General features: G+C 66.6%; 18 protein-coding genes and 2 pseudogenes. 11 read left to right on the plus strand and 9 right to left on the minus strand.

The features are described 5' to 3' along the window. Window positions 1-41 precede the first annotated feature (41 nt). Window positions 42-938 (plus strand): LysR family transcriptional regulator, encoded by an 897-nt coding sequence (locus tag ACZ5IQ_RS25715; RefSeq protein WP_212807234.1) that lies wholly within the window; start codon window positions 42-44, stop codon window positions 936-938. On the opposite strand, the gene ACZ5IQ_RS25720 is transcribed toward ACZ5IQ_RS25715, so the two are convergent. The 3 genes from ACZ5IQ_RS25720 to ACZ5IQ_RS25730 are packed head-to-tail and all read right to left on the minus strand — an operon-like array spanning window position 935 to window position 4,263. Continuing rightward, on the minus strand, window positions 935-1,897 hold the full coding sequence (locus ACZ5IQ_RS25720) for a cation diffusion facilitator family transporter (protein ID WP_464480469.1): 963 nt from the start codon (window positions 1,895-1,897) through the stop codon (window positions 935-937). The two genes, ACZ5IQ_RS25715 and ACZ5IQ_RS25720, sit on opposite strands and share 4 nt — an antisense overlap. 20 nt (window positions 1,898-1,917) lie before the next feature. Beyond that, window positions 1,918-3,450, minus strand: coding sequence for a WS/DGAT/MGAT family O-acyltransferase (locus ACZ5IQ_RS25725; RefSeq protein WP_464480470.1), 1,533 nt, complete (start codon window positions 3,448-3,450; stop codon window positions 1,918-1,920). A 30-nt stretch (window positions 3,451-3,480) separates the two neighbouring features. Beyond that, window positions 3,481-4,263 (minus strand): SDR family NAD(P)-dependent oxidoreductase, encoded by a 783-nt coding sequence (locus ACZ5IQ_RS25730; RefSeq protein ID WP_464480471.1) that lies wholly within the window; start codon window positions 4,261-4,263, stop codon window positions 3,481-3,483. Between the two features lie 136 nt (window positions 4,264-4,399). On the opposite strand from ACZ5IQ_RS25730, the gene ACZ5IQ_RS25735 reads away from it, so the two are divergent. Then, complete coding sequence (locus tag ACZ5IQ_RS25735) at window positions 4,400-4,975, plus strand: QsdR family transcriptional regulator (protein ID WP_464480472.1); 576 nt, start codon at window positions 4,400-4,402, stop codon at window positions 4,973-4,975. A gap of 20 nt (window positions 4,976-4,995) precedes the next feature. Then, window positions 4,996-5,364, plus strand: coding sequence for a hypothetical protein (locus ACZ5IQ_RS25740; RefSeq protein ID WP_464480473.1), 369 nt, complete (start codon window positions 4,996-4,998; stop codon window positions 5,362-5,364). Window positions 5,365-5,366: 2 nt separating this feature from the next. Here the strand turns inward: ACZ5IQ_RS25740 and ACZ5IQ_RS25745 are convergent, their stop codons facing one another. Together ACZ5IQ_RS25745 and ACZ5IQ_RS25750 are read right to left on the minus strand one after the other, a co-directional pair. Continuing rightward, window positions 5,367-6,521: an acetyl-CoA C-acetyltransferase gene (locus ACZ5IQ_RS25745; protein ID WP_212807240.1), complete on the minus strand. Its 1,155-nt coding sequence runs from the start codon at window positions 6,519-6,521 to the stop codon at window positions 5,367-5,369. Between the two features lie 44 nt (window positions 6,522-6,565). After that, window positions 6,566-7,168: a TetR/AcrR family transcriptional regulator gene (locus tag ACZ5IQ_RS25750; protein ID WP_212807241.1), complete on the minus strand. Its 603-nt coding sequence runs from the start codon at window positions 7,166-7,168 to the stop codon at window positions 6,566-6,568. Between the two features lie 163 nt (window positions 7,169-7,331). Between ACZ5IQ_RS25750 and ACZ5IQ_RS25755 the strand changes: the two genes are divergently transcribed. After that, a complete protein-coding gene (locus ACZ5IQ_RS25755; RefSeq protein WP_406801617.1) occupies window positions 7,332-7,946 on the plus strand; it encodes a hypothetical protein in 615 nt (204 codons plus the stop codon). Window positions 7,947-8,004: 58 nt separating this feature from the next. Here the strand turns inward: ACZ5IQ_RS25755 and ACZ5IQ_RS25760 are convergent. Beyond that, window positions 8,005-8,174, minus strand: a pseudogene (locus ACZ5IQ_RS25760) (helix-turn-helix domain-containing protein); the annotation flags it as partial. A 253-nt stretch (window positions 8,175-8,427) separates the two neighbouring features. Between ACZ5IQ_RS25760 and ACZ5IQ_RS25765 the strand changes: the two are divergent. After that, on the plus strand, window positions 8,428-9,669 hold the full coding sequence (locus ACZ5IQ_RS25765) for a CaiB/BaiF CoA transferase family protein (protein WP_212807243.1): 1,242 nt from the start codon (window positions 8,428-8,430) through the stop codon (window positions 9,667-9,669). A 135-nt stretch (window positions 9,670-9,804) separates the two neighbouring features. Here ACZ5IQ_RS25765 and ipdF read toward each other — a convergent pair whose 3' ends face one another. Further along, a complete protein-coding gene (gene ipdF / locus ACZ5IQ_RS25770) occupies window positions 9,805-10,593 on the minus strand; it encodes a (5R,7aS)-5-hydroxy-7a-methyl-1-oxo-2,3,5,6,7,7a-hexahydro-1H-indene-carboxyl-CoA reductase (protein ID WP_464480474.1) in 789 nt (262 codons plus the stop codon). Next, window positions 10,593-11,741, minus strand: a complete 1,149-nt coding sequence (ipdE1, locus tag ACZ5IQ_RS25775) for an acyl-CoA dehydrogenase IpdE1 (protein WP_464480475.1) — start codon at window positions 11,739-11,741, stop codon at window positions 10,593-10,595. The genes ipdF and ipdE1 overlap by 1 nt, the downstream gene beginning before the upstream one ends. Before the next feature lie 102 nt (window positions 11,742-11,843). Here ipdE1 and ACZ5IQ_RS25780 point away from each other — a divergent pair. The 6 genes and pseudogenes from ACZ5IQ_RS25780 to ACZ5IQ_RS25805 form a co-directional block, all read left to right on the plus strand. Then, window positions 11,844-11,963 (plus strand): annotated as a pseudogene (locus tag ACZ5IQ_RS25780) (hypothetical protein); the annotation flags it as partial. Next, the gene (locus ACZ5IQ_RS25785) at window positions 11,964-13,088 is read left to right on the plus strand and encodes an acyl-CoA dehydrogenase family protein (RefSeq protein ID WP_133426414.1); all 1,125 of its coding nucleotides are present in this window, start codon (window positions 11,964-11,966) and stop codon (window positions 13,086-13,088) included. A gap of 14 nt (window positions 13,089-13,102) precedes the next feature. Next, entirely contained in the window at window positions 13,103-14,077 is a 975-nt protein-coding gene (locus tag ACZ5IQ_RS25790) for an acyl-CoA dehydrogenase family protein (protein ID WP_464480476.1), read from the plus strand. 2 nt (window positions 14,078-14,079) lie between these two features. Continuing rightward, window positions 14,080-15,018: an acyl-CoA dehydrogenase IpdE2 gene (gene ipdE2 / locus ACZ5IQ_RS25795; RefSeq protein ID WP_464480477.1), complete on the plus strand. Its 939-nt coding sequence runs from the start codon at window positions 14,080-14,082 to the stop codon at window positions 15,016-15,018. 9 nt (window positions 15,019-15,027) lie between these two features. Continuing rightward, window positions 15,028-16,203, plus strand: a complete 1,176-nt coding sequence (locus ACZ5IQ_RS25800; RefSeq protein ID WP_212807249.1) for a pyridoxal phosphate-dependent aminotransferase — start codon at window positions 15,028-15,030, stop codon at window positions 16,201-16,203. Window positions 16,204-16,263: 60 nt separating this feature from the next. Further along, window positions 16,264-17,070 carry an Abi-alpha family protein gene (locus ACZ5IQ_RS25805; RefSeq protein WP_061006885.1) on the plus strand — a complete coding sequence of 269 codons (807 nt, stop codon included), beginning with the start codon at window positions 16,264-16,266 and terminating at the stop codon, window positions 17,068-17,070. A gap of 61 nt (window positions 17,071-17,131) precedes the next feature. Here the strand turns inward: ACZ5IQ_RS25805 and ACZ5IQ_RS25810 are convergent, their stop codons facing one another. Beyond that, on the minus strand, window positions 17,132-17,347 hold the full coding sequence (locus ACZ5IQ_RS25810) for a hypothetical protein (protein WP_212807250.1): 216 nt from the start codon (window positions 17,345-17,347) through the stop codon (window positions 17,132-17,134). Window positions 17,348-17,728 lie beyond the last annotated feature (381 nt).

Here is a 17,728-nt window from a genome sequence, read left to right on the forward strand (position 1 = left end):
AGCCTGATAGGCATCGCCTATCGACCGTGGTCGAATAGTCCATGCTGTTTCGCCAGCTCGAATACTTCGTGGCGCTCGCCCGCGAGAAGCACTTCGCGCGGGCCGCCGCCGCCTGCTACGTCTCGCAGCCGGCATTGTCCGAGGCCATCCGCAAGCTCGAGAACGAACTCAAGGTCCCACTGGTGCGGCGCGGGCAGAGCTTCGAGGGCCTCACGCCCGAAGGTGAACGGCTGGTGTTGTGGGCGCGCCGGATCCTGGCCGATCACGATGCCCTCATCCACGAGGTCACCGCGTTGCAGACGGGTCTGACGGGCGAGCTGCGGCTCGGCGTCATCCCGGCCGCGTCGGGCACGGTAGCCCTGCTGACCGATCCGTTCTGCCTCGAACACCCCTTGGTACGAGTGCAATTGGAGAGCAGCCTGCGCTCGGCGGGCATCGTCGAGCGCATCCGCCGCTTCGAACTCGACGCGGGCATCATCTACCCCGACGGCGTCGACACCACAGGCCTGACGGTCACGCCGCTCTACGAAGAACGGCAGGTGCTGATCGCGGGCGCAGAACTGCTTGCCAGCCAGCCGAATCCGCTGACCTGGTCCGACGCCCTGGAACTCCCGCTGTGCCTGCTGAACACGGGGATGCGGGGCCGGCAGTTGCTCGACGACGTCCTGGCGGCGCACAGCCTGACGGCCACACCGCGGCTCGAGGCCGACTCGGTGGTGTCCCTGCTGGCGCACGTCAGCGGTGGCCGCTGGGCGAGCATCGTCCCCCAGACCTGGCTGCACACGTTGCGCCCGCCGGACGGCGTGCGAGTCGTGCCGCTGGAGGAACCTCAGGTCACGGCGACGGTCGCGCTGGTCACCAGCGCTGCCGAACCCGGTTCGGTGCTGGCGCGAGCATTGGTCGCGACGGCGCACCGCGCGCCGATGAAGCCCGACTAGCGATACCACCCGGGAAGCTCGCTGGGCCGCAGATCGGTGGTGTCCCCCGGCCGGGTCAGCGTCAGCACGGCCCGCACGATCTCGGGGCGCGCGGCCAACGCGTCGGCGATGGCGTTGAGCCGTGCGGCGACGTTCGATTCGGCCGCGTCACCGACGAGGTCGACGGCGGCGACGAGGTAGATCCGGTTCGCCCCAACCCATTCCATGTGCAGATAGCTGACCCGCTCGATGTCGTGATGGTCCAGCAGGGCCAGCAGCGCGTTGTTGCGCGCAAGCGGCGTGACCGTCTCCCCCGTCAGGAAATCCATGTTGCGCTCGATGAGGAACAGCGCCACGCCCCCGAGCAGCAGACCGACCAGGATCGAGCCGATGGCGTCCCAGACCGCGTAGCCGGTGAGTTGGTGCGCCAAGATGCCGCACGTCGCGATCACGATGCCGATGAGGGCCGAGAGGTCCTCGGCGAAGACGGCCCGCAGCATGGGGTTCGACGTGACGCGGATATAGCGCAGCGGATGGATCCGCCGTTCGAGAGCGCCGGACTTCGTCTGCGAAAACGCTTGCAGGAAAGACGATCCCTCCAACACGAACGAAACCGCGAGCACCGCATAGGCCCAGCCGTAGGACGTCGCCTCGGCTTCGCCTTTGAGGGACTGGATGCCGTGCCAGATCGACACCACGGCGCCGACGGTGAACAGGCCGAAGGCCGCGAACATCGACCAGATGTAGCCCGCGCGGCCGTAACCCAGCCGATGTTGGGCATCGGCCGGCTTGTCCGACTGGCGGGTGCCGATGAGCAGGAACACCTCATTACCGGTGTCCGCCCAGGAATGCGCGGACTCGGCGAGCATCGACGCGCTGCCCGTGACGACGGCGGCGACGGTCTTGGCCACCGCGATCAGGGCGTTGGCACCGAGTGCGACGACCACCGTGAGGAAGCTGTTGTCGTCCGATCCACTCATGCCCTGAACACTAGAGCCCGTCAGTAGGCGTCGCCGGGTTGCACGATGCGGACCGGTCCACGCCGCGGCGCCGGGGGTTGCGGCTCCTGCACCCATTCGGCGCCACTGGCCGTCATCAGCCGGCCGATCTCATCGATGTGCATGTCGGCCAGGTCCCACACGTCGGGCACCAGCTCGCGGTCGACGATGAAGCCGAAGTCCAGCCGGTCCAGATAGCTCACCACGGTGATGTTCAGTCCCTGTCCTTCGGTGACGATCGACACCGGGAACTGATGGACCAGCTGCGCGCCTGCGAAGTACAGCGGCTTCCGCGGACCGGGCACGTTCGAGATCACCAGGTTGAACGGCGTGGCCGCGATCCGGTGCGCCAGCCCGAAGCGGGACGCCAGCCGCATGGCGGACGTCGACAGCACGGGAGCCGACACCTGCGCCATGTCGCCGAGTTGGCTGGCGGGCACCAGGTCCAGCAGACGCTTGGCGTCGAGCATGGCCTCGCGGCAGCGGGCCACGCGCTCGAGCGGGTCCGCGCAGTCGGTCGGCAGTTCGGGGAAGATCGCGGACACCCGGTTGGTCCACGGGTCCTCCTCGTCGCCGGTACGGATCGACACCGGCACCATGGCGCGCAGCGGGCCGTCGGGCAGCGCGTCGTGGGCCTGCAGGTAGCTGCGCAGGCCGCCGGCACAGATCGCCATCACGATGTCGTTGACCGTGCCGCCGGTCGCGGTCTTGAGTTGTTTGACGTTTTCCAGCGATGCGGTGCGCATGGCGAACCGGCGATGCCCGGTGATGGGCTTGTTCCACGGCGTCGGCGGCGCCGCCGAGGTGGGCAGCGGAATCTTCGGGCCGTCTTCTTTGCCAAGGCGCGCAATGGCTTTGATGGCCGAACCGGCCTTGCTGGCGGCACTGCCGATGCTGTCGATGCCGGCCGCGTCGGCGAGCTGGCCGACCAGCCGGGTCTGGAACCGCAATGCCTTGACCGGATGGCCCGCCAGGTTGATGACAGCCCGGCGGAGCAGATCGATATCGCTGGGTAGCGGCTCGGCTTCCCACGCCCGGCCGGGAGCGGGCGGCGTGGCGTTCGGATCGGTGTCGGTCAGGATGTTGAGCATCAACTGCCCGGCGGCGCCGTCGATGGTGGCGTGGTGATACTTCGTCAGCATCGCCCAGTTCCCGTCGTCCAGGCCGTCGATGACGTAGACCTCCCACAGCGGCCGGCTCCGGTCCATCGGGCGGCCGACGATGCGCGATACCTGGTCGGCCAGCTGATCGACCATTCCCGGTCGGGCCAAATGGATTTCGCGGATGTGGAAGTCGAGATCGAAGTTCGGGTCGTCCACCCAGTAGGGATGGTCGAGACCCAGCGGCACCTCGACCAGTCGCCGCCGCAGTGGTTCGAGCTCACCGATGAGCGACGCGTACTTGGCGTGCACCGCCGCGTAGGGGTCGAACTCCTCGCTGGGCCGCTCGAAGATCATCAGCCCGGTGACGTGACCGAACGTCGTCGGCGTCTCCAGGTAGAGGAAGGTGGCGTCCATGCCGCTGAGCTGCTTCACGAGTGTTCTTCTCCTTGTTGGGTTTCCAGCTCAGCTGGTGAGCAGGCCACCCTCGACGGGCAGGGTGATTCCGGTGACGTAGCTGCTGGCGTCGCTGGCCAGGAAGATCAGTGCGGCGCTGAGTTCCTCTGTGCGCCCGAGCCTTCCGGCCAGCGTCCGGGGCAGGACGGTGGTTTCGAAGTAGCCGTCCGCATACTGATCGGTCATCTCGGAGGCGAAGAATCCCGGTGCGAGGGCATTGACGCGGATGCCCTTGCGTCCCGTCCACTGCTGGGCGAGGTCGCGCGTCAGGCCGATCAGGCCCGCCTTCGATGACGCGTAGGCCGCCTGCGGGAGGCCCGCGGTGGTCAGGCCGAGAATGCTGCTGACGTTGATGATCGAGCTGCCGGGCTGCATGTGGGCGGCACACGCCTGCGCCATCCAGTAACACCCGTTCAGGTTCAGGTCGATGACGGACCGGAACTGCTCGGGCGTTTCGCGCGTCGCCGGGACGGCCGTGCCCACTCCCGCATTGTTCACCAGAATGTCGACCCGTCCGAAGGAATCGACCGCAGCTTGTACGAGGGCCTTGCAGTCGTCCGGATTGGTGACGTCGGTACGCACGGCGACGGCCCGGCGACCAACGGCTTCCACCAGTGCCTTGGTCTCGGCCAGCCGGTCTTCTCGACGCGCACCGAGCACGACGTCGGCGCCGGCCTGCGCCAATGCCTGCGCGAATCCGACGCCGAGGCCGCTCGAGGCGCCGGTGACGACCGCGACGCGGCCATCGAGACGGAAGAGATCAAGGATCGAAGCTGCGTCGCTCTGGGTCACTCGTGCATCATATCCAGATACGTTGCACAGACGAGACTGATCGAGATATATCTCACTCAGACATCAGCCGCTACCATGATGCGGAGACGGCGAGATGAACAGGAGGTGTGCCATCAGCGAGACACCGTTGGGTCGCATGCTCGCGTCGACAGACCGGCGCCCCGACCCACTCGAGGCGTTCCGCATCGCGCGCCGCTGGTTCATCGAGGGTCGCCGCATCGAAATGCAGGAACTGGCAACCGAACTCGGCATCAACCGGGCCACACTGTTCCGCTGGGTCGGCGGGCGCGACGAACTGATCGCGGAAATCCTGTGGTCGCTGGCCGAGCCCACACTCCAGGCGTCTATCGACGCGGCACCCGGGCACGGCGCCGCGCACATCGCGCGGGCCGTCGGCCACTTCGCCACCGTGATCGACGAAGCCGGCTTCTTCCAGGCGTTCCTGCGGCGCGAACCCGAACGCGCCCTGCGGATTCTGGCCACCCGTGCCGGGACGTTGCAGGGCCGCCTCGTCGGCGTGATCGAAGAGCTACTCAACGACGAGATCGCCGCGGGTCAGCTGGACCCGCCGCTGCCCCCGCGCGACCTCGCGTTCCTCATCGTCCGCATCGTGGAGTCGTTCCTCTACGCCGACATCATCACCGGCGAACCGCTGGAGGTCGGCAAGGCCGAGCAGGCCATCGGCGCGCTGCTGGGCCACCGACCCACGTAATTCCCTACCGCCCGGGGCCCATGGGTCCGGGCACCGCCGGCACCGGCGGTGGATTGGGAATCGTCACGCTGGGCGGCGGCACCGTGACGGTGACGGTGCTGGTGCTGGCCCGCGTCGACGGGGTCGTCGGCGGCGTCGACGGACCGACCGGAACTCCCGGGATGATCTCCGTCGAAGTCACCGTCGTGCTCGTGCTGGAGGTGGGCTGCGACGGCGGTGGCGACTCGTCCGAACAGGCGCTTGCACCGAGAGCAGCTGCTGCTGCCACGGACACGACGACGATGGACCTCAACATGATTGCCGAATGCCCGTTCATTCGAACCGGTAAACCCGGACAGACACAAAACTGCCCCTCTCCCGGAGGAAAGGGGCAGTTTCGTCGTGCGTGATATCAGAGGCGCTCGATGATGGTGACGTTTGCGGTGCCGCCGCCCTCGCACATCGTCTGCAGGCCGTAGCGGCCGCCCGTGCGCTCCAGCTCGTTGAGCATGGTGGCGAACAGCTTGGCACCGGTGGCGCCGAGCGGGTGGCCCAGCGCGATGCCGCCGCCGTTGGGGTTCACCTTCGCCAGGTCGACGCCCAGCTCCTTGGCCCACGCCAGTACGACGGACGCGAACGCCTCGTTGATCTCGACGACGTCGATGTCGTCCATGGTCAGGCCGGTCTTCTCCAGCGCGTACTTGGTCGCGGGGATCGGGCCGGTCAGCATCTTCACCGGGTCGTCGCCGCGGCAGCTGATGTGGTGGATGCGGGCCCGCGGCTTGAGGCCGTGCGCCTTGACCGCTGCCTCGGAGGCCAGCAGCGTTGCCGACGCGCCATCCGAAATCTGGCTGGCCAGCGCGGCGGTCAGCCGGCCGCCCTCGACCAGGACCTTCAGCGAGGCCAGCTTCTCGCGGGTGCTCTCGCGCGGGCCCTCGTCGACCTTGAAGCCGTCGACCGGGATGATCTCGTTGTCGAAGCGGCCCTCACGGATCGCGGTGAACGCCCGCTGGTGGCTGTTGAACGCGAACTCTTCCATGTCTTCGCGGGAGATGTCCCACTGCTCGGCGATCATCTCGGCGCCGCGGAACTGCGAAATCTCCTGGTCGCCATAGCGTTCCACCCAGCGCTTCGACTCGTTGGTCGGCGAGGTGAAGCCGAACTGCTCACCGACGATCATCGCCGAGCTGATCGGAATCTGGCTCATGTTCTGGATGCCGGCGGCCAGGATCAGGTCGGCGGTGCCGGACATGATGGCCTGCGCACCAAAGGAAATGGCCTGCTGCGAGGAACCACACTGCCGGTCGACGGTGGTGCCGGGCACGCCCTCGTCGTAGCCGGCGGCGAGCCAGGTCAGGCGGCCGATGTTGCCGGCCTGCCCACCGATGGCGTCGACGCAGCCGACGATGACGTCGTCGAACGCGGCGGGGTCGACGTCGTTGCGCGCGAAGATCCCGCGGTACACCTCCACACCGAGATCGATCGGGTGGTAACCGGAGAGGCCACCACCCTTCTTGCCGACGGCGGTGCGCACAGCGTCGATGACGTACGCCTCAGATGCGGCCATTTCTCATCTCCTTCTTTGGGTGAAACTCATTTGGCGGCAAGGCGTTACGGGGCTACCGCGACGCCGCCGAGCACGATGGTCAGGTAGTGCTGCCCGACGTCTTCCGCGGTCAACTTGCCGCCCGGCTGGTACCAGCGCACCGAGACCCAGGTGGTGTCACGGATGAAGCGGTAGACCAGATCGACGTTGAGGTCGGACCGGAAGACGCCTTCGGCCATGCCCTGCTTCAGAACGTCGACCCACATCTTGCGCTGCTGGCGGTTGCGTTCGTCGACGAAGGCGAACTGCGGCAGGACCCCGAGCCGCTTGGCCTCGTCCTGATAGATGACGACCTGCGCGTGCCGGTGCTCGATGGCATCGAACGACGCCATGAACAAACCCTTGAAACGCGCCAGCGGATCGGGCTCGGTGGCGATGATGTGCTCGTACCGGGTGAACAGCCAATCGAGGAAGTCACGCATGACCTCTTCGACCATCTGTTCCTTCGATTTGAAGTGATGGTAGAGACTGCCTGACAGGATTCCTGCCGAGTCTGCGATGTCCCGGACAGTGGTTGCCTTCAGCCCACGCTCAGCGAACATCGCCGCGGCGAGCTGAAGAAGCTCGTCGCGCCTGGTCGCCGGTTGACTGGGCGATGGAGACGCCATCGACACAGCATAGCAACCAAGCGCTTGTTAGGTCGATTGTGGAGGCTGGTGACTGTCGCCACTAGCCATTTCCCCGCCGAAACTGAGCTTGATGGCGAGAAATCGCCTGAATATCGCCATCTTCCTCACGTTCGACGAGGTGGCGGCGCAATAGTCTGTGGAGGTGGGGGACATCGCTGTCGGGGCGTTCGTGGTCGGGCTTGTCGTCATGGCCGTCGCCGCGTTCCGAGACGATCCGGCCACGGCCGCCCGCATCTATTGGACCGGTGCGGCCATCACCACGGCGGCGGCAACCCTCATCGGCATCCCGCGCGGCTGGTCAGGAGCGCTCGAGGGGCTTCTCCTCTCCGTGTGCTTGATCCTGTTGTGCACGTACGTCCGGACGCCGTATCTCAAGGTCGGAGGGAAGACCCGAACGCTATTCAGCGCCGAGCCCGAGCCCTACGGCATGAACCTCAGCACGCCGAAGACGTGGTGGCTGCTCGTGGTCGTGGCGATAGTTTTCATGTACCCGGTGCTCGCCTTCGTCGACGACGGTGTGCGCGATTGGAAATTGGTCGCCTATGTCGCAGGCACGGTCCTCGTCGGCATGCGGTTCGGCTACCTCGACCGACTCCTCGGCCACCCGATTACGGCCGGCCAATACATCCAGTTCGGGCTCGTCTCGATTCTGACGATCGCGCTCTTCCCACTGGGGTACCTGGCGATGTACTACGGCGGACGGCATTGGATCACGAAAACTGCCGCGTACGAACGACAAGCGCGTCGTCGAACGTGAGCTTGTGTGCGAAGAATCGCAAATTTTTCGCACACAAGCTCACGTTCGGCGCGGGAAACTGTTCCTTCGATTTGAAGTGCTGGTAGCGACTGCCTGGCAGGATGCCGGCCGAGTCTGCGATGTCCCGGACAGTGGTTGCCTTCAGCCCACGCTCAGCGAACATCGCCGCGGCGAGTCAAGAAGCTCGTCGCGCCTGTTCGCGGGTTGACTGGGCGATTCAGACGCCATCGCAACAGCTTGGAAACCAAGCGCTTGCTAGGGTAGGTCGGGCCGGTGTTGACTTGGCCACTATGTACACAAAGAACGAGTGCTCACAGGGGTCGCGCGCGTTGAGGCGATCGCGGCTCTGAGAGCGGGCGAGGTCACAAGCGCGGTTCTCGACCGCGACCGATAGGTGGGGCGCGTAAAGCGTCGGGCGCTGCGATTCGCAGTCCTATGCTTGCGCGCAGCACGACTTGAAATGGATGAGTAGCAGGAGATCATGAGCACGACACAGCGTGCCCTGGAGGGTATCCGGGTCATCGACATGACCCGCGTCTTCGCCGGCCCGATCAGCGCGCAGATACTGGGCGACCTCGGCGCTGACGTCATCAAGGTGGAGCGACCGGGCAGCGGTGACGAAGGGCGCGGTTACGGTCTTGCCTCGGTCGAGGGCAAGGACGGCAAGGACCTTCGCCAGTCCGGCTTCTTCACCGCGTCGAACCGCAACAAGCGGTCGATCACGGTCAACCACTCCAAGCCGGAGGGGCAAGACATCCTGCGTGCCCTGGTCAAGACCGCGGACATCCTGGTCGAGAATTACAAGGTCGGCGACCTCAAGCGGTTCGGGCTGGACTACGAGAGCCTGAAGGCGATCAATCCCCGCCTCATCTACTGCTCGATCACCGGCTTTGGCCAGACCGGGCCAATGGCGGCGCGCGCGGGCTACGACGGGTTGTTCCAGGCGAGCGGCGGCATGATGGCCGTGACCGGCATCCCCGAAGGCCAGCCCGGCGCGGGGCCAGTGAAAGCCGGTCCCAGCCTGGTCGATTTCGTGACCGGCCACAACAGCGCCATCGCGATCCTCGCCGCGCTGAACCATCGCAACAACACCGGCGAGGGCCAATACATCGACATGGCGCTGCTCGACAGTTCCGTGGCGATGGTCTGCCACATCATGCAGGACTATCTGATCAGCGGCGTCCAGGCGGAGCGTCTGGGCAATGGTGGCAACGGCGGCGGCCCCGCCGACCTGATCCATGCGCGCGACGGCATGACGTACATCACGGCCGGCAGCGACGCTCACTGGCGGCGCATGTCGGAGTTGATGGGCCAGCCCGAGCTCTACGACGACCCGCGCTTCGACACCAACGCCAAGCGGGCCAAGATCAATCGCGCGGAGTTGATCGACATCATCAACGAGTGGAGCCGGCAGTTCACGACGGAGGAGCTCCAGGCGAAGTTCGACAGCGTGGGCATCCCGGCCGCGCGCTATAACGATCTGGCGGAGGTCTGGGAAGATCCGCAGGTGCAGCACCGGGGCCTGCGCGCGACGACGCCGCATGCATGGGCCGCCGCCGGATCGGTCGATCTGATCGGCAGCCCGCTGGCGGGTATGGGTGCCACGCCAGCGACGATCCGCCTCGCCCCGCCAGTGATCGGCGAGCACAACGCGGAGATACTCGAAGAACTGGGCTACGACGCGGCGCAGATCGCGGAATTGCAGGAGCAGGCGATCATCTGATCGAGAGGGTCCGCCACCAGGTCAGGCTTGCGAGATCGCGAGCCAGCCACACATGAAAATGCCCGCCTGATTGCGACAACGTTGTCGCAATCAGGCGGGCAGTGCACATATCCGAACCTCGCGGCCGGATGAAAACTACGCCCGCTGGCTCGACACCGAAATGATCTCGCCGGTCAGGTAGCTGGAGTAGTCGCTGGCCAGGAAGGCGATGGTCGACGCGATCTCCCACGGCTCGGCGGCGCGGCCGAAGGCCTCGTCCGAGGACAGCCGGTCCAGCAGATCCGCGGACGCCGACTTCTCCAAGAACTTGTGCCGCGCGATGCTCGGCGACACCGCGTTGATGCGGACGCCGTACTCGACGGCTTCGATTGCGCTGCAACGAGTCAGCGCCATGACGCCGGCCTTGGCGGCGGCGTAGTGCGACTGCGAGTGCTGCGCGCGCCAGCCCAGAACGCTGGCGTTGTTGACGATCACGCCGCCGTGGTCGACGCCGCGGAAGTACCGCAGGGCGGCGCGGGTCGCGCGCATCACCGAGTTCAGAGTGACGTTGAGGACGCGGTCCCACTCGTCGTCGGTCATGTCGACCAGCGGGGTCTCGCCGCCCAGGCCGGCGTTGTTGACCAGCACGTCCAGCCGGCCCATTTTCTCGACGGCCGCGGTGATCAGGGCGTCGACGGCCTCGGTGGAGGTGACGTCGCAGACGACGGCCTCGACCTTGCCCAAGCCGAGAGCGGCCAGCTGGTCACGCGTTTCGCCCAGGCGACGCGCGTGGTAGTCGGACACCACGACGTCGGCGCCCTCCAGCAGTGCGCGACGGGCGGTGGACGAGCCGATGCCCGTGCCGGCGGCGGCCGTGACGAGGACGACCTTGCCCTTCAGCAGGCCGTGGCCTTCAACCTCGGTAGGAGCAACTGAAAGATCCATCAGCCCTTGGCCTCTCGGGGTAGGCCGAGCACGCGCTCGGCGATGATGTTGCGCTGAATTTCGTTGGAGCCGCCGTAGATGGTGTCCGAACGCGAGAACAGGTACAGGCGTTGCCACTCATCGAACTCGCCGCCGGGCAGCGTCAGCCCCGCCATGCCCTGCACCTCCATGGCGATCTCACCGAGCTCGCGATGCCAGTTGGCCCACAACAGCTTTGACACGTTGTCCTGGCCGGGCTGCTCGACGTCCATGGTCGCCATGGCGTAGGACCGCATGGCTTGCAGGCCGGTCCACGACTCGGTCAGCTTGTGCCGGATCAGCGGATCGTCGATGGCGCCGGTGGTCTTGGCGACACCGATCAGGCCTTCGAGCTCGCGCTTGTAACGGATCTGCTGGCCCAGTGTGGAAACGCCGCGCTCGAACGTGAGCGTCGCCATCGCGACGCCCCAGCCTTGCCCGGGCTCACCGACGACGAGCGACGCCTCGGTACGAGCGTCGTCGAAGAACACCTCGTTGAACTCGGAGTCGCCGGTCAGCTGGACGATCGGGCGGATTTCGACGCCCGGCTGGTCCAGCGGCACCAACAGATAGGAGAGCCCGTGGTGACGCTTGGAGCCCTTCTCGGTGCGGGCCACCACGAAGCACCACTGCGCCCAGTGCGCCAGCGAGGTCCAGACCTTCTGACCGTTGATGACCCACTCGTCGCCGACGAGTTCGGCCGACGTCGAGACGTTGGCCAGGTCGCTGCCGGCGCCGGGCTCGGAGTAACCCTGGGCCCACAGCTCGGTGACGTTGAGGATGTTCGGCAGGAAACGCTTCTTCTGCTCTTCGGTGCCGTACGCGATGAGCGTCGGGCCGAGCAGTTCCTCACCGAGGTGGTTGACCTTGTCCGGGGCGTCCGCCTTGGCGTACTCCTCGTAGAAGGCGACGCGGTGCGCGACCGACAACCCGCGGCCACCGTGCTCCTCCGGCCAGCCCAGGCAGGTCAGGCCCGCCGCGGCCAGGTGCTGGTTCCACGCGCGTCGTTCTTCGTATGCCTCGTGCTCACGGCCGGGGCCACCAAGACCCTTGAGAGCTGCGAATTCACCGACGAGATTGTCTGCGAGCCATTGCCGGACCTCCGCCCGGAACGTCTGGACCTCTATCACCCTTATAGGCTAACCTACCAAGCACTTGCTTTGTTAGAGGGAGTTCCAATGAGTGGGTCCGACGGCACCCAGCAGCCCGGTCGGCAGACCCCACCGCAGACCTACACCAAAGAACATTTGGCTAACTTCAAGACGCCGCGTTCGGTGGCGTTCCTCGAGACGCTGCCACGCAACCCTGGGGGCAAAGTGGTCAAACCACAACTGCGAGAGATGAATCGGTAAATGGATCTGACATTCGACGACGAAACCGAGGAGTTCCGGGCCGAGGTCCGCGACTTCTTGGCGGCCAACAGGGACAAGTTCCCCACCAAGTCCTACGACACCCTCGAGGGCTTCGAGCAGCACCGCGTCTGGGACAAGGTGCTTTTCGACGCCGGCCTGTCGGTCATCGCGTGGCCCAAGGAGTACGGCGGCCGCGACGCCACCATGCTGCAGTGGGTGGTGTACGAGGAGGAGTACTTCAAGTCCGGCGCCCCCGGCCGGGCTTCGGCCAACGGCACCGCGATGCTGGCGCCGACGCTCTTCGCGCACGGCACCAAGGAGCAGCTGCAGCGCGTACTGCCGAAAATGGCCTCCGGCGAAGAGATCTGGGCCCAGGCCTGGTCCGAGCCCGAGTCGGGTAGCGACCTGGCGTCCCTGCGCTCGACCGCGACCAAGGTCGACGGCGGCTGGAAGCTCAACGGCCAGAAAATCTGGAGCTCGCGCGCCCCGTTCGGCGAGCGGGGCTTCGGCCTGTTCCGCTCCGATCCGGAAGCGCAGCGCCACAAGGGTCTGACGTACTTCATGTTCGACCTCAAGGCCGAGGGCATCACCGTCCGGCCCATCGCCCAGCTGGGTGGTGAGACCGGCTTCGGCGAGATCTTCCTCGACGACGTGTTCGTGCCCGACGAGGACGTCATCGGTCAGGTGCACAACGGCTGGACCGCCGCCATGAGCACGTCGAGCAACGAGCGCGGCATGTCGCTGCGCAGCCCGGCCCGCTTCGTCGCCCCGGCCGAACGCCTTGTCGCGCAATGGAAGACCGACAAGAACCCGGCCTACGCCGAGCGCGTCGCCGACGCCTGGATCAAGGCCCAGGCCTACCGCCTGCACACCTTCGGCACCGTCACCCGGTTGGCCAACGGCGGCGAGCTGGGCGCCGAGTCCTCGGTGACCAAGGTGTTCTGGTCCGACCTCGACGTCGCCCTGCACCAGACCGCACTGGACCTGCGCGGCCCCGACGCCGAGCTGTACGACCACTGGACCGAAGGATTGCTGTTCGCCCTCGGCGGCCCGATCTACGCCGGTACCAACGAAATTCAGCGCAACATCATCGCCGAGCGCCTGCTGGGCCTGCCCCGCAAATAAGAGGGATTGTTCACGTGTTCTTTGAATTGGACGAATCGCAGCGCGATTTCGCTGCGAGCATCGACGCCGCGCTGGGAGCGGCAGACGTGCCCGCCGCCGTTCGGGCGTGGGGCGGGGTCGAGAAGGCGGCCGACGCCGCACCCGGCCGCAAGGTCTGGTCGACACTGGCCGACCTGGGCGTCACCGCACTGAACGTGCCGGAGGAGTTCGACGGCATCGGCGCGCATCCGGTGGATCTGGTTGTCGCCCTTGAACGTCTGGGCTACTGGGCCGTGCCGGGTCCGGTCACCGAATCCATTGCCGTGGCTCCGGTGCTGCTGGCCGCGGATAAGCGTGCGGAAGGCCTGGCCTCGGGCGAGCTCATCGCCACCGTCGCCCTGCCGCCGCTGGCCCCGCGGGCCGTCGACGCCGACACCGCCGGCCTGATCCTGCTGGCCTCCGACGCAGAAGGCGGCCAGGTGCAGGACGCCGTCATCGGTGCCGAGCACCAGTCCGTCGACCCGGCCCGTCACCTGTTCGACGTAACCGCCACCGGCGAGGCCCAATCGGCCGACACGGCAAAGGCTTTCGAGTTCGGTGCGCTCGCCACCGCAGCGCAGCTGGTCGGCGCCGGCCAGGCGATGCTCGACATGGCTGTCGCGTACGCCAAGCAGCGCACCCAGTTCGGCACCGTCATCGGGTCGTACCAGGCCATCAAGCACAAGCTGGCCGACGTGCACATCGCCGTCGAGCTGGCCCGCCCGCTGGTCTACGGCGCGGCCCTGGCCCTGGCCGACGGGTCGCCCACGCTGGCCCGCGATGTCAGTGCCGCCAAGGTGGCGGCCAACGAAGCGGCGCTGCTGGCCGCCCGGTCGTCGCTGCAGACGCACGGCGCCATCGGTTTCACGCAAGAACATGATCTGTCCCTGTTGCTGCTGCGCACGCAGGCGCTGCGCTCGGCGTGGGGCGACTCGACGTGGCACCGGACCCGCGTACTGGAAGGGCTGTGAGCATGAGCGAAGAACGGGAGATGCTGCGCGCCACCGTCGCAGCGCTGGTCGAAAAGCACGCCAATCCGGAAGCCGTGCGCGCTGCCATCGAGTCCGACAAGGGCTACGACGAGAAGCTCTGGCAGATGCTGTGCGAGCAGGTCGGCGCCGCGGCGCTGGTCGTGCCCGAGGAGCTCGGCGGCGCCGGCGGCGAATTGGGTGACGCCGCAGTCGTTCTCGAGGAGCTGGCCAAGGGGCTGGTCCCGACGCCGCTGCTCGGCACCACGCTGGCCGAACTGGCGCTGCTCGCCGTCGGTGCGGAAGAACCGCTGGAGGGCCTGGCCGAGGGCACGTCCATCGGCACCGTCGTTTTCGATGCCGGCTATGTCATCAACGGCGACGTCGCCGATGTGGTGATCGCCGCGCAGGACGGCCAGCTGACCCGCTGGACCGACAACACCGTCACCCCGGCCACCACCATGGACCCGACGCGTCGCCTCGCGGCCGTCAGCCCGGGCAGCACCACCACCCTCGGCGCCGACCCGGGCCTGGCGGACACCGCCGCCATCCTGATGGCCGTCGAGCAGGTCGCCGCCGCAAGCCGCTGCCTGGACCTGACCGTGGCCTACTCCAAGGACCGCGTGCAGTTCGGCCGCCCGATCGGCAGCTTCCAGGCGCTCAAGCACCGGATGTCGGACCTGTACGTCAAGGTCTCGGCCGCCCGGTCCATCGTCAACGACGCTCTCGCCGACCCGACGCCCACGAATGCGTCGCTGGCCCGCTACATGGCCACCGAGGCGTTCAATGCCGTTGCCGGCGAGGCGATCCAGATGCACGGCGGCATCGCGATCACCTGGGAAAGCGATATCCAGTTCTACTTCAAGCGCGCGCACGGCAGTGCGCAGCTGCTCGGGTCGTCGCGGGAGCACCTGCGTCGCCTCGAGGCTGACGTTCTGGCCTAACGTCGAGGTATGACCAATCCGGTAGCGCTGCGCGCGGGCATCCCACCGTTCTATGTGATGGACGTGTGGCTGGCCGCGGCCGAGCGCCAGCGCAGCCACGGCGACCTGGTGAACCTGTCGGCGGGGCAACCCGCCGCACAGGCACCGGCGCCCATCCGGGCCGCGGCCGCCGAGGCGCTGGCCAACGACAACCTCGGCTACACCGTCGCGCTCGGTATTCCAGAGCTGCGGGAGGCCATCGCCAAGTCGTACCTGGACCGGTACGGCGTCGAGGTGGAACCGGACGCCGTCGTCATCACCACCGGATCCACCGGCGGATTCCTGCTGGCGTTCCTCTCGTGCTTCGACATCGGCGATCGCGTCGCGGTGGCCAGCCCCGGCTATCCCTGCTATCGGAACATCCTGTCGGCGCTCGGTTGCGAGGTCGTCGAGATACCGTGCGGACCCGAAACCCGTTTCCACCCAACCATTTCCATGTTGGAGCAGCTGGATCCACCGGTGAAGGGTCTGATCATCGCCAGCCCCAACAACCCGACGGGCACCGTGCTGCCGGCCGAGGATCTGGCCGCCATCGCCACCTGGTGCGACGACAACTCCGTACAGCTCATCAGCGATGAGCTGTACCACGGCCTCATCTACGACGATGCCCCCGCGACCAGCTGCGCCTGGGAGACCTCGCGCAATGCCGTTGTGGTGAACAGCTTCTCGAAGTACTTCGCCATGACCGGCTGGCGGCTGGGCTGGCTGCTGGTGCCCGAGCCGCTGCGCCGGGCCGTCGACTGCCTGACCGGCAACTTCTCCATCTGCCCGCCCACGCTGCCGCAGTACGCGGCCGTCGCGGCGTTCACGCCCGAGGCCATCGCCGAGGCCGACGCACTGGTGCACCACTACGCCGAGAATCGGGCCCTGCTACTCAGCGGGCTGGCCGAGGTCGGGCTCGACAAGCTGGCGCCCGCCGACGGCGCGTTCTACGTGTACGCCGACATCTCGGAGTACTCGACGGACTCCCTCACGTTCTGCGAGGAGCTCCTGGCCGACACCGGTCTGGCGATCGCACCGGGTGTGGATTTCGACACTCAGCACGGCGGATCGTTCGTGCGGCTGTCGTTCGCCGGACCGAAGTCCGACATCGAAGAAGCGCTCCGCCGGCTGGGTCCCTGGCTCGCCGCGTACCGCCAGGGGTAGCTGTCGCGTTTGCCACACAAGAGGCAAGAACAATCGGCAGGCCGGTACCATCGGTCCGCAATGTCCCAGGAAACCGACAACCCAGAACCGGAAGTTACCGACGACTTACCGGTGAACCGCGAGGGCCTCGAACGGCACGGCATCAAGCTGTCCACGCCCATCGGTGAGATCGCCATCGCGATCTCGACGCCGCGCGGCGGTTTGGCGATTCCGAAGCGATTCGACCCGCTCGGCCTGGCCAACCGCGCCCTCGGCGTCGCGAAATTCGGTTTCAAGCTGGCCGCATGGGGTGGCGAGCAGATCGCGATCGCGACCAAGACCACCGTCGAAGCCATCGAGATGGCCCCCGAACGGACGCCGGCTCCCGCCCCGCAGAAGCAGCCCGCCAAGGAGTCCCTGCACGGCAAGCTCGGCGGCCTGCTGGACCGTGCCCTCGACCAGAGCACCGCCGACGGCAAGACCGAGCTCTACCACCGGCTGCTCGATCAGCTGGTTGCCGACGAGGCCCGCATCATCGGTGCGCTGTCCGACAACGAGTCGTCGCCGCTGGTGAACATCTACCCGCGGAACCGCAGTGTCGCGACGCTGGAGAACGCATGCCTGATCGGCCGCACCGCCAATGTCGCGCTGCCGCTGATGGTGCCGCAGTACGTCAGCCACCTGCTGGCGCTCGGGCTGGTCGAGACCGTCCCCGAGGACCCAGACCTGAAGGCCGACTACGAGATTCTCAGCGCAGAATCGATGGTGTTGAAGGCCATCAAGGACGCCTCGCGGGGCCCCTTCCCGGCGCGCGTCGAGAAGCTTGCGTTGCGGCTCTCGGAGCTCGGCCGCGGGCTGTGGGAAGCCGCGATGCAGGACGAGTCGTAGTCGACATTTTCGTGCGCGACGGCCAGCCTAAAACCATTCATGGCTGCCGCTGCGCGGTCAATTACTTGAGATCGACGCCGTAATTGCGACAGAAGTCACGTCGCTCGGCGGGCGATCCGCCCCCCAACGCGGCGAACGGATCGCCGTTGTTGGCGCGTTCACATTGAAGCCGGTAGTACTGCTCCCTTTCGTTACTTCTCTGGTGAGCCGCCGCCATCTCGAATCCGAACCAAATCACAGCAATCAAAGCAATGGCAACGACAACACCCCGTTTCACGTGGGACGGGATTTTCGCTAGGGACGTCCAAACGATTCGAACCGGAATTGGCTCTGGCGAGGGCTCGCCGCTTGGCTTCTGCGTGGAATCGGACAATCTTCCCCCTTAGTGATCCAACTGCGATCGTTCGGCATAGCCTGCCACCTCGATGAAGCCCGGTAAAGCCACTAACAAACTCCTGCGCGATCGTTGAGGCGAGGATCCAGGAACCCACCAGGGCACGTACAAGGACACCAACGGCCAACTGTGTCATTACTTTCCAAGAGGCACCGGACTACCCGTGCATGAGTCGGGTATCTGCGAAACGTCGCTGACGGACTCGCCGACCACTCCCTCGATACCTTGGCAGCTAGGAGCGTGGGTCAGTAACACGCCGGGCGG

Source organism: Mycobacterium toneyamaense, assembly GCF_055384815.1.

Excerpts from the sequence above, each read along its gene's own strand:
- ACZ5IQ_RS25720 (WP_464480469.1), bottom strand. The coding sequence starts at position 1,897 with ATGAGTGGATCGGACGACAACAGCTTCCTCACGGTGGTCGTCGCACTC.
- ACZ5IQ_RS25745 (WP_212807240.1), bottom strand. The coding sequence starts at position 6,521 with ATGGCCGCATCTGAGGCGTACGTCATCGACGCTGTGCGCACCGCCGTC.
- ACZ5IQ_RS25715 (WP_212807234.1), top strand. The coding sequence starts at position 42 with ATGCTGTTTCGCCAGCTCGAATACTTCGTGGCGCTCGCCCGCGAGAAG.
- ACZ5IQ_RS25740 (WP_464480473.1), top strand. The coding sequence starts at position 4,996 with ATGGGTCCGGGCACCGCCGGCACCGGCGGTGGATTGGGAATCGTCACG.
- ACZ5IQ_RS25805 (WP_061006885.1), top strand. The coding sequence starts at position 16,264 with ATGTCCCAGGAAACCGACAACCCAGAACCGGAAGTTACCGACGACTTA.
- ACZ5IQ_RS25785 (WP_133426414.1), top strand. The coding sequence starts at position 11,964 with ATGGATCTGACATTCGACGACGAAACCGAGGAGTTCCGGGCCGAGGTC.
- ACZ5IQ_RS25800 (WP_212807249.1), top strand. The coding sequence starts at position 15,028 with ATGACCAATCCGGTAGCGCTGCGCGCGGGCATCCCACCGTTCTATGTG.
- ipdE2 (WP_464480477.1), top strand. The coding sequence starts at position 14,080 with ATGAGCGAAGAACGGGAGATGCTGCGCGCCACCGTCGCAGCGCTGGTC.
- ipdF (WP_464480474.1), bottom strand. The coding sequence starts at position 10,593 with ATGGATCTTTCAGTTGCTCCTACCGAGGTTGAAGGCCACGGCCTGCTG.
- ACZ5IQ_RS25750 (WP_212807241.1), bottom strand. The coding sequence starts at position 7,168 with ATGGCGTCTCCATCGCCCAGTCAACCGGCGACCAGGCGCGACGAGCTT.
- ACZ5IQ_RS25765 (WP_212807243.1), top strand. The coding sequence starts at position 8,428 with ATGAGCACGACACAGCGTGCCCTGGAGGGTATCCGGGTCATCGACATG.
- ACZ5IQ_RS25735 (WP_464480472.1), top strand. The coding sequence starts at position 4,400 with ATGCTCGCGTCGACAGACCGGCGCCCCGACCCACTCGAGGCGTTCCGC.